General features: G+C 41.2%; 16 protein-coding genes. 14 read left to right on the top strand and 2 right to left on the bottom strand.

Annotated features, from left to right (window positions below; genetic code table 11):
- Positions 1-10: 10 nt before the first annotated feature.
- The 4 genes from B1K71_RS05270 to B1K71_RS05285 all read left to right on the top strand — a co-directional run bounded on the left by B1K71_RS05270 (position 11) and on the right by B1K71_RS05285 (position 3,916).
- The gene (locus tag B1K71_RS05270; protein ID WP_077324943.1) at positions 11-823 is read left to right on the top strand and encodes a S1 family peptidase; all 813 of its coding nucleotides are present in this window, start codon (positions 11-13) and stop codon (positions 821-823) included.
- A gap of 45 nt (positions 824-868) precedes the next feature.
- A complete protein-coding gene (locus B1K71_RS05275; RefSeq protein WP_077324944.1) occupies positions 869-1,582 on the top strand; it encodes a PRC-barrel domain-containing protein in 714 nt (237 codons plus the stop codon).
- A 316-nt stretch (positions 1,583-1,898) separates the two neighbouring features.
- The gene (sigI, locus tag B1K71_RS05280; protein WP_077324945.1) at positions 1,899-2,624 is read left to right on the top strand and encodes an RNA polymerase sigma factor SigI; all 726 of its coding nucleotides are present in this window, start codon (positions 1,899-1,901) and stop codon (positions 2,622-2,624) included.
- On the top strand, positions 2,624-3,916 hold the full coding sequence (locus B1K71_RS05285; protein ID WP_077324946.1) for an anti-sigma factor domain-containing protein: 1,293 nt from the start codon (positions 2,624-2,626) through the stop codon (positions 3,914-3,916). Before sigI ends, B1K71_RS05285 begins: the two co-directional genes overlap by 1 nt.
- 64 nt (positions 3,917-3,980) lie before the next feature.
- Here B1K71_RS05285 and B1K71_RS05290 read toward each other — a convergent pair whose 3' ends face one another.
- On the bottom strand, positions 3,981-4,217 hold the full coding sequence (locus B1K71_RS05290; protein ID WP_077324947.1) for a YhdB family protein: 237 nt from the start codon (positions 4,215-4,217) through the stop codon (positions 3,981-3,983).
- A 154-nt stretch (positions 4,218-4,371) separates the two neighbouring features.
- On the opposite strand from B1K71_RS05290, the gene B1K71_RS05295 reads away from it, so the two are divergent.
- The 10 genes from B1K71_RS05295 to map all read left to right on the top strand — a co-directional run bounded on the left by B1K71_RS05295 (position 4,372) and on the right by map (position 13,018).
- Complete coding sequence (locus B1K71_RS05295; RefSeq protein WP_077324948.1) at positions 4,372-5,094, top strand: YhcN/YlaJ family sporulation lipoprotein; 723 nt, start codon at positions 4,372-4,374, stop codon at positions 5,092-5,094.
- A gap of 179 nt (positions 5,095-5,273) precedes the next feature.
- Positions 5,274-5,918: a class I SAM-dependent DNA methyltransferase gene (locus B1K71_RS05300; RefSeq protein WP_077324949.1), complete on the top strand. Its 645-nt coding sequence runs from the start codon at positions 5,274-5,276 to the stop codon at positions 5,916-5,918.
- Positions 5,919-5,946: 28 nt separating this feature from the next.
- A complete protein-coding gene (locus tag B1K71_RS05305; RefSeq protein WP_077324950.1) occupies positions 5,947-6,414 on the top strand; it encodes an S-ribosylhomocysteine lyase in 468 nt (155 codons plus the stop codon).
- Positions 6,415-6,428: 14 nt separating this feature from the next.
- Positions 6,429-7,346, top strand: a complete 918-nt coding sequence (locus tag B1K71_RS05310) for a PLP-dependent cysteine synthase family protein (protein ID WP_077324951.1) — start codon at positions 6,429-6,431, stop codon at positions 7,344-7,346.
- 12 nt (positions 7,347-7,358) lie between these two features.
- A complete protein-coding gene (locus B1K71_RS05315) occupies positions 7,359-8,492 on the top strand; it encodes a bifunctional cystathionine gamma-lyase/homocysteine desulfhydrase (protein ID WP_077324952.1) in 1,134 nt (377 codons plus the stop codon).
- 147 nt (positions 8,493-8,639) lie between these two features.
- Positions 8,640-10,007 (top strand): dipeptidase, encoded by a 1,368-nt coding sequence (locus B1K71_RS05320; RefSeq protein ID WP_077324953.1) that lies wholly within the window; start codon positions 8,640-8,642, stop codon positions 10,005-10,007.
- A 183-nt stretch (positions 10,008-10,190) separates the two neighbouring features.
- Positions 10,191-10,823 (top strand): C39 family peptidase, encoded by a 633-nt coding sequence (locus tag B1K71_RS05325; protein WP_245799363.1) that lies wholly within the window; start codon positions 10,191-10,193, stop codon positions 10,821-10,823.
- A gap of 72 nt (positions 10,824-10,895) precedes the next feature.
- Positions 10,896-11,654, top strand: coding sequence for a (S)-benzoin forming benzil reductase (locus B1K71_RS05330; RefSeq protein ID WP_077324954.1), 759 nt, complete (start codon positions 10,896-10,898; stop codon positions 11,652-11,654).
- Between the two features lie 82 nt (positions 11,655-11,736).
- The gene (locus B1K71_RS05335; RefSeq protein ID WP_077324955.1) at positions 11,737-11,853 is read left to right on the top strand and encodes a YjcZ family sporulation protein; all 117 of its coding nucleotides are present in this window, start codon (positions 11,737-11,739) and stop codon (positions 11,851-11,853) included.
- A gap of 412 nt (positions 11,854-12,265) precedes the next feature.
- Positions 12,266-13,018, top strand: coding sequence for a type I methionyl aminopeptidase (map, locus tag B1K71_RS05340; protein WP_077324956.1), 753 nt, complete (start codon positions 12,266-12,268; stop codon positions 13,016-13,018).
- 52 nt (positions 13,019-13,070) lie between these two features.
- Here map and nhaC read toward each other — a convergent pair whose 3' ends face one another.
- The gene (nhaC, locus tag B1K71_RS05345; RefSeq protein WP_077324957.1) at positions 13,071-14,432 is read right to left on the bottom strand and encodes a Na+/H+ antiporter NhaC; all 1,362 of its coding nucleotides are present in this window, start codon (positions 14,430-14,432) and stop codon (positions 13,071-13,073) included.
- Positions 14,433-14,687: the final 255 nt, after the last annotated feature.

A 14,687-nucleotide genomic window follows, 5' to 3' on the forward strand; every position in this document is an offset into this window, starting at 1 on the left:
AGGGTGTACAATGAACAAAGACAGAAAAGATCGTGATGTAATTGATGATGATTTATATGAAGAGATAGATGATGTTGAATTAGTTGAACTTGTCGAGAAAGAACGGCAAAAGGCATTGAAAAAAGCAGATGAGGAAAAGAACCGGAAGCCAAAACGTCCCTTTCCGAAGTGGGCGTTTTGGCTGATTGTGTTTGCACTTGTTTTTAATGTTGCCGCAATGATTCCAAAGACATTCTCGTTTCCGGCCATTGACTTTCTGATAACTTCAGCAAAGCTGTCTGTTAAGGACAATATTCAAACGTACAAAAAGGCTGTTGTGGTTATTGAAACCGAAAATAGCAAAGGAACCGGATTTTCCATTTCTTCCGACGGTACTATTTTAACCAATCACCATGTGGTGGAAGGGGAAGAAGAAGTAACAGTGGCATTTCCGGAAAAAGGCCTGTATACAGCGGACGTCGTAAATACTTATCCAGCCGTTGACCTTGCTGTTCTGGATATGGAAGGGAACCACTTGCCGCATTTAAACTTATCCGGGAAACCAAGCTTTAAGCCGGACACACCGATTTACTTTATCGGTAATCCATTACGTTTCAATGGAATTGCAAATAAAGGAACCATTATTGATTCGATTACCCTGAATGGATGGAACCAGCCGGTATATATGCTGGATGCTCCGGTATACAAAGGGAACAGCGGAAGTCCTGTCATTAACATGGATGGTGAAGTGATTGGTGTTGTTTTCGCCACTCTGAATCATGAATCATATGGCAGGGTAGGGCTTTTCATACCTATTGATTATTATTGGAAACATCGTGGTTAAGTTTCTTGTGAACGGGGTATCTACCCTTAAAGGAGGCGTTTCGCGATGCACTATTTAACTTCAGCCATGAAAAACTATAGTCTTTATGCAACAGATGGTGAAATGGGGAAAATACAGGATCTGTACTTTGACGATGAAAAATGGGGCATACGATATGCAGTGGTGGACAGCAGGAAATGGCTCCCCGGGAAAAGAATTCTTCTATCGCCCGCTTCATTTGAAACAATTGAAGCTGAAAAAGGTTTTGTAAAAGCATACGAAAATAAAGATACAATCCGAAATAGTCCTGATGTTCCGGAAGGGCAGCCAATCACAAAAGAAGTGGAACAGTCCCTGAGTGGCTATTACGGTTGGAACAGATATTGGACGGACAGTCTGATAGCCGGAATGCAGCAGCGGCCATATAATGAAGTACGTGATGTTGCAATGGCAAAGGATAAGGCAGAACCGGGGGTAAATCCCAATCAGGAACACAATCTCCGCAGTTCAGATGAGACAATGGGTTATAAAGTCCATGCTAGTAACGGAAAACTGGGTTATACAGCCGACTTTATGTTCGATGATCATTATTGGAAAATGCGCTATATGGTAGTCCAGGGTGAAGGACTTGAGAATGAGGACCGGTATTACCTGGTTGCTTTGCAAGATGTTGAATCGGTTGATTGGCTCGAAGGAGATATTTATGTAAAAGGATCACTCGAATCACTTAAAAGCAAAAAAAGCTATTCGGGGAAAAGCGAGATTTTAGCAGACATGTAAAAATGATTTCGCTGTATGAGATGCCTTTTTCGGGCATCTTATTTTTTTGAAATAAAATTTAGAAAAAGCTGTATAAAAAAAGTAATAGTTTCTTAAACAAACTGTAATTATTCTGAGATAGCAACCTTTGGGCTAGTACGTTAAGATTAAGCATATTGGAAAATAGGTAATTATAACGAATTTATATATAAAGATGGTGAATACATCATGCATTTTGAAATTTATACGACTATGAGTGAATCAATATATATGAAAACTACACCCAAAAAGGAAATAAATATAACGAATTTTATAATGGCTGGGGGTGTTCTGGCTGATGATGAAACGGTCATCAAAAGACAAACACCTTAACGAGCTGATTGCTTTTGCACAGCAAGGTGATGCGGATATTCAAAATGAATTGCTGGAGAAGTATCAGCCTTTTATTGCTAAGTGTGTTTCTGAAGTTTGCAAACGGTATATCGATGTGAAAAAGGATGACGAATTCAGTATTGGCCTGGCTGCATTTAATGAAGCAATACTTTCATATTCCCCGGAGAAAGGCAGTTCTTTTCTTTCTTTTTCCAAACTTGTTGTGAAAAGGAAAGTGATTGATTACATCCGGTATGTCCAAAAGACCCCTGTTGCTGCATCGCTTGATGAAAGTTATGATGAAGAACAGATGGAAAATCCGACTGAGATTGTGGCCGTGAAAGAAATTTATCAGAAGGAGCAGGAATCCTGGTATCGCAGGGAAGAAATATTTGATTTTCAGGAAAAACTGCGGACATTTAAACTGTCAATGGCAGAATTAACAGAGGTATCCCCCAAACACCGGGATGCGAGGGATTCAGCCATTTTGGTGGCGAAGATATTGTACAAGGATCCAATGTTGCGTCAATATGTGCAACAAAAGAAGAAACTGCCAATTAAAGACCTGGAAAAGAAAGTAGACGTCAGCAAAAAGACCCTGGAACGAAACAGGAAGTTCATCCTGGCAATATTTATCATATTGAGCGAGGACTATTTATATCTGAAGGAGTACCTAAAGGGGGTGGGTTAGTGAAAAAAGGGATTGTGATGGAGAAACACCGGCGCTACATGATTGTTATGCAAAGTGATGGTGTGTTTCAAAAGGCGCCGCCAATGGACAAAGTTGCTGTTGGTTCAGAAGTTACCTTTGAACCCCTTCGTGCCAGAAAACGTTCCTATTTTTATGCGAATAACAGAAACTTTTCATTAAAACCAGTAGCAATGCTATGTGTGCTGCTTTTATTACTTGTGCCTGTTTATTTTATGATGGGGGTCAATAAGACGTATGCATATGTCAGTATTGATATAAATCCGAGTATCGAACTGGAAATTAACGATGAATTGCAGGTTCGCTCCATGAATGCTGTCAACGATGACGGTAAGGAAATAATCAAGCAGCTGGCTGATTATAAGGGAAAGAAGCTTGAAGAAGTCATTACATTAATTATGCAAAAAAGTGAAAATAACGGTTTAATCAAGAATGGGAAGAATATGCTCATCGGGGTTAGCTATGCCCTGGATAAACACGATATATCTGTTTTAGACACGGTGGATAAGTTTTTCCTTAAAAATGGGAAGGGCTGGAAGATTGCCACTTTTGTTGTTCCAAAGGAAATCCACAATCTGGCAGATGAAAAAGAACAGTCTATGGGAAAGGTTATGGTATCGAAACTAAATGATCCGGCTTATACTGGCAATAAATCAACATGGATGAATGATGGAGAAAAAGCTATTATTAACTCATTTTATAATAAAAAGAAAGATCAAGCTGAAAATGTTGATACGCAAGAAAATGCGAAAAAAAAGCCTGAATCAAATGAATCAGATGACGGATCGGATACCAGCGAGCTAAAAGAAACAAAAGCCGATGATGACGCCCGCCACAGTGACATTGAAAACAATAAAAAGCAGAAAGCAGAATGGAAAAATCAGAAGGAAGCAAAAGGACACCAAAAAGGGAATCCTGGTAAAGCAAAGGGCCACCATAAGGAAAACCGGGGAAAAGCTCATCAAAAACTGCTGGAAAAAGATAACCCCGGTAAAGCAAAAGGACTCCATAAAGACAACCCGGGAAAAGTGAAGGGACATTATAAGGACAACCCTGGTAAGGCAAAGGGGCACCATAAAGATAATCCCGGAAAAGCGAAAGGGCATTCCAAAAAGAAACATCCGGGAAAAGCAAAAGGACACCAAAAAGAAAATCCCGGGCAGGCCAAGAGGTATAATATACATCTGCTTCGAGACATTTCAAATAGAACCCAGGAAACGCTGAGTAACATAACAGATAGCATCCTGGGAAAAGGTTTTATATTACATCATTAAAAGAGGCTGGCAAAAAGTGTAATTCAAAAAACACCTTTTGTTCCAGCCTCTTTACTATTTTGTACTATACTTCCATAACAGCCGCTGGTATGTGCTTCATTGCATGGTCGATATAGTAGAGAAGGTTGTCATGTGACTCGATGATTTTTGTCTGATCTGGTGAATAGTGAAATGCATGTAAAAAATGTTGGATTTTTTTGGATAACATGTCATCTTCTGTGCGAACCATAAGCACAAGCAAATCATCCCATTGTCCCCACAGTGTGTAAAATAAGGCTTTGTCGTAATCCGGTATATCCATTTTTACCCTCCTTTAAATCAAGGGTTATCCATAGTCTTCCCGAATTAAGGGTTAAATGCCAAAAACAATATGGTGTACTTTCCAATTTTTGTATCCCGCATAAAAAATTCTTGCTGTTACATACTAATTGGCAAAACAGTAAGGAGGAAATCCAATGAAGTGGAAAATTTTAAGTATAATTGCAGTATTGATGCTTGCTCTCGCAGCTTGCGCGAATAATGATGACAATGGCAATGGTAATCAGGATGGTCAGGACAATAATAATGGAGATAACAACGTTGAGAACACTCGATTTAACGGTGACGATATGAATAACAATGATAACGGTAATCGAGATAACGACAATGATAACAAATACGAGGTGGCTGAAAAAGCTGCAGATAAAATCACAAATCAAATTCCTGAAATTGATCGTGCCTACGTGTTAAAAACAGACAACAATGCCTATGTTGCAGCGGGGCTTGATACCAATGGGGATAACGACAATAACAATAACGGAAACAATATGGACGATAATAATGTTGCCGATAATGATAATGACAGAAACGACATTGATGATATTGGAAACAATGATGGTAATGGTATCGGCGACGACAATAATAATGGAATTGCTAACAACGGCAACAACAATGGAATTGGTAACGATAATGGAGCCAATAATGATGATGCCCTGACAGATGACGTGAAAAATCGTATCGCAAAAATCGTTAAGTCTGTTGATGGTGATATTGATAATGTGTATGTATCGACCAACCCTGATTTCTTTAACCTGGCCAATAATTATGCTGATGATGCCGGAAATGGTGATCCGGTTGAAGGAATGTTTGATCAGATCGGCAATATGATTGAGCGGGTTTTCCCACAAAATAAAGAATAGTGAATGGAAGCAAAACCGGGATCAGCTTATTGCTGATCCCGGTTTTTTTAATGTCAATTATCGCCTTCACTGCATATTGTTTTTTGCGATTGTTTGCAACTTGTGCTATTCTTATACATATAATTCATATTAAACATAGTGAAATACTATGAATTAACGATAAATGGGGCTGAATATAAATGGGTCGTGAGTTTTTAGGGTTGTTTGACTCGTGGGCTGAATCGTATGATGACAGCGTGGCTGGGGTTGATCCGCAGTACAAGGCTGTATTTGAAAGTTATGATACAATTTTAAATGAGGTCAGCAAGTGTTCCTATGGGAATGTGCTTGAATTTGGAGTAGGAACTGGCAATTTAACCGGTAAATTAATTGAAACGGGTTATGATGTCATCGGTGTGGAACCATCCAGGGTGATGCGGGAAAAAGCTCTTGTGAAATTACCCGAATTATCTTTGTTTGAAGGGGATTTTTTGGAATATCCTGCTTTTGAAAAACCGGTGCATACGATTGTCAGTACTTATGCGTTTCATCATTTAACCGATGCCGAAAAGGAAAAAGCACTTAAACAATATACGAAACTTCATCCTTCCATGCGAAAAATTGTTTTTGCCGATACAGTGTTTGAAACGGATGAACATCAGCAGGAAATGATAAAACGTGCGGAAATGAAAGGATTTACCGATCTTGCTGAAGACCTGCAGCGGGAGTACTATTCAACTATTCCGGAAATGCAGCGTATTTTTACAACCGCTGGATTTCGTGTTACGTTTGAACAAATGAATGAATTTGTTTGGCTGATGAGTGCAGTTCGTGAAACTGAATAAGCCGATATTAATAGAGGAGTGGTTTATCATGGCAAAAAAAATGAATGTAGAAAGTTTCAACCTTGATCATACAAAAGTTAAAGCACCATATGTCCGTCTTGTTGGAGTAACATCCGGTGGCAGCGGTGATAAAGTTTATAAGTACGATATCCGTTTTAAACAGCCAAATCAGGAACATATGGATATGCCTGGCCTGCACTCCATTGAACACTTAATGGCGGAAAATATCCGCAATCATATGGACAATGTGCTTGATATCGGGCCGATGGGCTGTCAAACAGGTTTTTATTTAGCAATTTTAAATAATGATAATTACGATGAAGTTTTAGATGCATTGGAGAAGACGCTGCATGATGTGCTGGATGCGCAAGAAGTTCCGGCATGTAACGAAGTTCAGTGCGGCTGGGCAGCAAATCACAGCCTTGAAGGTGCACAGAACATTGCCAAAGATATGCTGGCAAAACGTGATGAGTGGCACCAGGTATTCGCGGAATAAGAGGAAGCAGTGATATGAAGTATAATTCTGTTCAACAATTGATTGGCAATACGCCACTGGTAGAAATAACCCAATTCCCCCTTCCAGAGGGGGTTCGTTTGTATGCAAAGCTGGAGTTTTATAATCCTGGCGGCAGTGTAAAGGACCGGCTTGGTGTTGAATTAATTAATGATGCACTGGAAAGCGGAAAGTTAAAAGCGGGTGGTACAATCATTGAACCGACAGCAGGTAATACGGGGATCGGTTTGGCGCTTGCTGCAATCGGCAAAGATCTGTCAGTTATGTTTTGTGTGCCTGAGCAGTTCAGTATTGAAAAGCAGCAGCTTATGCGTGCCCTTGGTGCTGAAATTGTGCATACACCGAGTGAAGAAGGCATGCGCGGTGCAATTGATAAAACCGAGGAACTGTTGAATGAAATTCCAAACAGTTTTTCGCCCCGGCAATTTGGTAATCCTGCTAATCCAAGAACATATTATAAAACGCTTGCACCGGAACTATTAAAGGACCTGCAGGATGAACTGGATGTTTTTGTGGCAGGAGCTGGTTCGAGTGGGACGTTTATGGGAACAGCGGCATATTTGAAGGAAAAAAATTCAACCGTGAAATCTGTAATCGTTGAACCAGAAGGGTCCATTATTGCTGGTGGTGAACCCGGTTCGCATAAAACAGAAGGAATCGGGATGGAATTCTTTCCGGAATTTTTTGACCGATCGTTGGTCGATGCTGTTCATACGATTTCTGACGAGGATGCGTTTAATATGGTCAAACAATTGGCTGCCAAAGAAGGATTAATGGTTGGAAGTTCGTCAGGTTCAGCGCTGGCTGCAGCATTACGGGAAGCAAGCATTGCAGAACCGGGAACAACAATTGCCGTTATTTTTCCTGATGGCAGTGACCGATATTTAAGTAAAGATATTTATACAAATGAATGAGGAGTTGAAACAATGCGTTCAAAAACCAAAATGATTCATGGTGGCACAACTGGGGATGAACGGACTGGTGCTGTTTCAGTCCCGATTTACCAGGTAAGTACGTATAAACAGGATTCGGTTGGAAAACACCGAGGTTATGAATATTCCCGGACTGGAAACCCAACACGAGAGGCTTTGGAAACAGTAATTGCGGAACTTGAAAATGGAAAAAGAGGATTTGCGTTCGGTTCCGGTATGGCAGCGATAACTTCGATTATGATGCTGTTTGATTCCGGGGACCATGTTGTTATGACAGATGATGTATACGGTGGCACGTATCGGCTTGTCACAAACGTGCTGGATCGTTTTAACCTGAAACACACATATACGGATACAAGTAAAGCAGAAAACGTGGAAGCAGCAATAAATGAGCATACAAAAGCTTTGTATATTGAAACGCCGACAAATCCACTGCTTAAAATTACGGATCTTAAAAAGATGGCGGAAATCGCCAAAAAGCATGATCTTATCTTAATTGTTGATAATACATTTGCGACTCCATACTGGCAGCAGCCGCTTGATTTGGGCGCAGATATCGTGTTGCACAGTGCTACTAAATATATCGGAGGTCACAGTGATGTTGTCGCAGGGCTTGTCGCAGTAAATTCCGATAAATTAGGCGATGACATTCATTTCATCCAAAATTCAGCCGGGGGGGTTCTCGGGCCACAGGATTCCTGGCTGCTTATGCGCGGTATTAAAACACTTGCACTAAGAATGGAAGCAATTGAACAGAATACAGCTAAACTCGTTGAATTTTTGCAAAAGCATGAGAAGGTCTCCACTATTTATTATCCGGGATTGGAATCACATGCCGGCCACGACATTGCAAAGCAACAGGCTGACGGTTTTGGCGGAATGCTTTCATTCGATGTCGGCAGTGGAGAAGAAGCTGAAAAGGTCCTTGGCAGGGTAAAATATTATACTCTCGCCGAAAGCCTTGGAGCCGTGGAAAGTCTTATTTCCGTGCCCGCAAAAATGACGCATGCATCGATACCGGCTGACAGGCGAGCTGAACTTGGCATAACAGATGGATTGATTCGCGTCTCTGTTGGAATTGAAGATGCGGACGATCTCATTGAAGACCTGGAACAAGCATTGAAATAGAAGAATTTTATTTGAAGACAGTCCCTGGTTTGGGGCTGTCTTTTATGAATAAAGAAAATTTGCTTCTTCAATGTAAGCCTTTCCCTACTGTCTGTTTTACGATACTGTGATATGCTAAAATGGATGAAACAGAGGAGGCATATTTTAATGAGTGAAAAAACGCTGCAGTATTTAGCTGAAAATCGTGAACAGCTGATAACTAAATTAAATGAATTTTTATCAATCCCCAGTGTGAGTACGGATAGCATACATAAAGATGACATCAGCAAAGCAGCCGGTTTCCTGGAAACATATTTGAATGAAATCGGCTTTGATAAAGTGGAGCGACAGGAAACCGGCGGACATCCGCTTGTTTACGCTGAATATAATCAGGCAGGGCCTGACGCACCTACTGTTTTATTTTATGGACACTACGATGTGCAGCCTGTTGATCCGATTGAGCAGTGGAAAAGTGACCCATTCAAGCCCGAAGTAAGGGAAGGACGATTGTACGCACGTGGATCAAGTGACGATAAAGGGCAGGTCTTTATGCATCTGGCAGTATTCGAAGCACTTATGAAAACAGATGGGAAACTGCCATTAAATGTGAAGGTGTGTATTGAAGGAGAAGAGGAGATTGGCAGTGAAAATCTGTATAAAATGCTGCAACAGAAAAAAGAACAGTTTTCCGCGGATTTTGCAGTGATTTCTGATTCCGGTATGGTTGCTGAAAATCAGCCGACAATCCTATATGGACTAAAAGGCTTTACCGGTATCGAAATAAATGTAACCGGACCTGATCATGATTTGCATTCTGGAATGTATGGCGGTGCAATCCGGAATCCGTTGATGGCACTGACTCATATTTTGGCGACAATGAAGAATGTGGATGAAGTGGTGACAGTAGATGGTTTTTATGACGGTGTCGAGCCGCTTACAGATCATGAAAGAGCTTTAATCCGGGAAGTAGACGGCGAAGACTACCGCAAATCCACAGGTGTGTCTGAGACGGCTTCAGAAAAAGGATACACTGCAAAAGAACATACAATGGGACGTCCAACATTTGAAATAAACGGTATGTTCGGCGGATATCAGGGTGAAGGTACGAAGACGATTATTCCATCGGCTGCAACAGCCAAAATTACTTGCCGGCTTGTTCCGGGTCAGGATCCGGAACACGTTCAACAGTTGTTGGAGCAGCATATTCAAAGAGTAGTGCCATCCGGCGTAACAGTTGAGGTAAAAAAAGAAAAACTCTCTGCCAAAGCATATAAAGTTGAGCCGGACCATCCATTAATTAAAAAAGCGGCACAGAGTTACACGGAAGCATTTGGTAAAGAAACTGTTTATGTGCGAATGGGAGGCTCAATTCCGGTGGTGGAATGGATTGAAGATATTTATAATGTCCCGATTGTACTGCTTGGATTCGGCACACCGGATGACCGACTGCATTCACCGAATGAAAGTTTCCCGCTCGACAGTTTTGATAAAGGTATGGTAACACTTGTCCATTATTGGGATAAGGTAAACAATTAAACTGTTTTATTGAATGATTTAGGGGGGGACATCATGGGGAAGATGAAACCGGCGGCTGTAATTGTGATAGGTGGGTTTTTATTTATGCTGCTCGGATGCAGCCAATCCGCATTACCTGCCCAGGCGGTTTCCGGTAAACAGACAACTTTTGAAGCGAAAGACAGGATACGATTTGAAAAACTTATGCATGAGCCAAAAAAAGAGGTGAAATCGATGACTGACGATCAGTCTGTTTCCAAAACAGTACTGGACGTTCCATTGATTAATCAAATGGCCCCACCACAAATTTATAACGGGTGTGAGGTTACCAGCCTGGCGATGGTATTAAATTATCACGATTACAACGTCACGAAATCAGAACTTGCCAACCAAATTCCCCGTGTTCCATTAACCTATGAAAATGGACTGAAAGGGAATCCAAACAAGGGATTTGTTGGTGACATGGAAGACGGACCGGGGCTTACTGTTTATCATGGCCCAATTTATAACCTTGCTGCTAATTATGCCGGAAGCAAGGCTGTTGATTTGACCGGTAAACCGGCTGAAGTTATTTTTCAGTATGTTGCAGAGGGCATGCCGGTATGGGTTATTACAACAACTAACAGTGTGCCGGTAAACAATTTTCAGACATGGAATACACCATCAGGTAAAATGGAAGTTACATTTAGTGTACATAGCGTTGTTGTTACAGGATTTGATGAAAATCATGTATATATCAATAACCCTTATGGATCAAAAAACCAGCAGTTGTCAAAGGAAAACTTTATAGCAGCATGGGAGCAAATGGGAAGCCAGGCGGTCACCATCAAAAATTAGTATTCGTTTTCCTTGTTGGATTTCAGGGTAATAATAGGTATGGACATGGATCGGAAAAGAGGGGTGCAGCATATGAGGTATGGAATCGTAACAGGAGTGTCAAAGGGGTTAGGTGAATCCGTTGCAAAAATATTAATGGAAGCAGGTATTCATGTAATTGGTATTTCGCGCAGTATAAATGATTCCCTGAACGAAATAGCCCGGCAAAATAATGTCTCGTTTCATCATTTTACGTGTGACCTGGGAGATGTGGATGCCATTGAGGAGACGTTCGGGCATATGAGCAGCCTGATTTTTTCAGAAGAACCTTCGTCGGTTTATCTGGTTAATAATGCGGCAGTGCTTGACCCCATTGACAAGTCTATGAATCTTGACAGTCATGGGCTTGCTTATCACGTAAAGGTGAATTCACTTGCGCCGATGGTTTTGACAAATCTGTTTTTGGAAAAGGCAACCGAAAAAGATGTGCCGTTGATTGGGGCAACTATAACTTCTGGTGCAGCTGAACGGCCAGTTTATGGCTGGAGTGCGTATTGCTCTACAAAAGCGAGTATTAATATGTACACGAAGACAGCAGCACTGGAGCAGGATGAACTGAAAACACGGAATAAAGTGATTGCATTCAGTCCCGGAGTCATGGATACACAAATGCAGGAAAAGATCCGGGCCAGCAATAAAGATGAATTCATTGAAGTGGACACGTTCAAAGGTTATAAAAATAAAAACTTGCTGAAAGATACAGATGCGATCGGTGGGGTTCTTGTTGATATTTTAACCGATGAATCAAGTGTTGAGAATGGTAAAATTTATAATGTAAAAGATTATTTTTAAATGTTCTATATAGTCATTCGCCCTCCCAACTAATAGTTCAGGAGCATAGTTTATAATGATCCTGAAATATAGGAGGGATATTATGGGTGAAAGTTATGGCCACGGCGGATCAGGTTTTGCGCTGATTGTCGTATTGTTTATTTTGCTGATCATAGTTGGTACTGCTTATACAGGCGGTTATGGCTACGGAGGCTATTAAATGAATGAAAATGCAGAGGGGCAGATGCTTCTCTGCATTTTCGTTTGACATAGATTATATTTTAACTGCATCCGTGGAATAAAGGCTTGTATAGGTGGCAGGCAGCAGCTGGGGCTTTTCAGCGGAATTGTCGTTTGTTCAGCGCAATTTGGTTTTTGTTCAGCGGGGAGTGCTAGTTTGTTCAGCGCGATTTGGGAATTCTTCAGCGAAAAAGCCAATTCGTTCAGCGCAATTTGAGATTTCTTCAGCGGAACTGCTTTTCTTCCCGCGTTAGCCGATTTAGGGGATAGCACAGCCTTTCCTATATAATTAGTTAATGTTCCAAAGTACCCTGACTCTCATTTTGACCCGAATTTATGGTACACTTTAAGTTGAGACTATATGTTAAGTTTTTTTGAAAGGAAGTACAGTTATGATAACACGAAAAAGTAAACGTGAAATTGAGAAAATGCGTGCAGCGGGTGATTTGCTCGTAAAATGTCATAAAGAGATTGCGAAAATGATTAAACCGGGAATCACTACGATGGAAATTGATACATTTGTGGAAAAGTTTTTGGCTGAACATGGAGCAACACCGGAACAAAAAGGGTTCAGCGGATATCCATATGCAATTTGTGCATCAATTAATGATGAAATCTGTCATGGTTTCCCACGCGAGGAGAAATTGCAAGATGGTGACATTGTTACAATTGATATGGTTGTGAACTTGAATGGCGGCTTAGCTGACTCGGCTTGGACCTATCCGGTTGGAAATATTGATGACAAAGCTAAAAAACTGCTGGAAGTATCCAAAGTATCCCTTGATAAAGGCATTGAACAAGCCCAGGCAGGGAGCAGAATCGGCGATATCGGGCACGCCATCCAAACATATGCGGAAGGGGAAGGTTTCGCCGTGGTACGTGACTTTACTGGTCATGGCATCGGACCGACCATTCACGAAGACCCGCATATTCCACATTTCGGACTGCCGAATAAAGGGGTTCGATTGAAAGAGGGAATGGTCATTACAATTGAACCGATGATTAATGAAGGAAGCTGGCAAAGTAAGATGGATTCCAACAACTGGACAGCACGCACGGTTGATAAAGGCCGTTCAGCGCAATACGAGCATACGGTTGTTGTTACCAAAGACGGTCCGGTATTGCTGACGGATCAGGATAACTAATGTATATAAGATTATATCCATAATGAAAAATCCCCATTTAGGGGATTTTTCATTATCGCAGTGCCTTGCCGCCAAAGATAATCGTTATAATCGGACTTAGCAGACAGAAAAAGGCGAATGGCAAATATGTGAGCACTGGTACGCCAAGAACATCTGCAATAAATACACCGCAAACACTCCAAGGAACAAGTGGATTTATGACAGTCCCGGCATCCTCAAGTGTTCTGGAGAGGACTTTGTTTGGCAGTCTGGCATCTTTATACATGCCTTTATATGTTTCCCCTGTTAACATGATGGAAAGGTATTGCTCCCCGATTAACACATTCACACCAATTGCTGTAAATGCAGTTGATATAATAATTGCCCGAATACTGTGCAGTTTTTCCTGAAGCGCGGACAACATCGCAGGGACAATGCCGGTTACGAAAAGCAGACCGCCGAATCCCAATGCTAAAATAACCAATGAAATGGTGAACAGCATACTATTAATACCACCTTTTGTCAGCAGGCTGTTGACGGGTTCAAAATCGGTTGAAGCCGTATATCCATTAAACCAGATGGACCAGATGCCGGACCAGGATAGCCCGCTTGTGACACCAGCGAGTAATGTTGCAACTAAACTGGTAATTGCCAGCGAAATAAATGCTGGAACTTTAAAAAATGTCATCACTACAAGAACGATAAGTGGAATCCATGATGTCCAGTGAATCAGTCCGGTTTCTGCCAGTGCGGTTTGGTATGATGCAAGGTTTTGAATGGAAGCTGATTCATCCGGTGATAAAATACAAAACAAAATAAACGAAATGATGAACGCTGGTATTGTTGTCAGGCTCATATGTTTGATATGGTCAAATAGATCAACCTTGACAATGGTGGATGCCAGATTAGTCGTATCAGATAACGGAGACATTTTATCACCAAAGAAAGCCCCGGATACGATTGCACCAGCTGTTATAGCCATCGAAGCATCCATCGCTCCAGCCATACCGATAAACGCTACACCAATTGTTGCAGTAGTTGTTAATGAACTGCCAAGCGAAACACCTGCAAGGGAAGTAACTGCAAAAACAATTGCATAAAACCAAGTACCGCCTATGAGTGAAAATCCAGTATTAATTAATGCAGGAATGGTACCACTGATCATCCAGCTGCTGATAAGTACACCAATCAGCAAAAAAAGAAAGATTGCACCCATACCGGATTTTGCGCCGGCAGTCATTCCTTCCTCCAAATCTTTAAAAGAAATACCTTTGATTAATCCGTACAGCACCAGCAAGAATACTGCTATCAGAATTGGAATGTGCGGGGAAGTTCCCAGGCCAATTAGAAAATAACTGATAAGGCTGATTGTAACAATAAAAAATATAATAGATTCCGTTAATGATGGATTATGTTTTGGGCTGATTGGAAACATGTATGATCCCCTCCTGTTGTATAAATAAAAAAAGCTCCATCCCTAAATAGGGACGAAGCTTTGACTCCGCGTTACCACCCTGATTGATGAGCTTTATTATTTTCTAGGCTCATCCACTTGATAAGAGAATTCCGGCTTAAACCGAATGTGTAATTCAAAATAATTCTGCCAGAGTTTTCACCAGCCACTCTGTCTCTTACCACTGCAGGAAATTAATTTTACTTCGCATTCCCGGAAAGGATATTCAGTTCAAAT

The organism is Virgibacillus siamensis, assembly GCF_900162695.1.
Lineage (GTDB): Bacteria > Bacillota > Bacilli > Bacillales > Amphibacillaceae > Lentibacillus > Lentibacillus siamensis_A.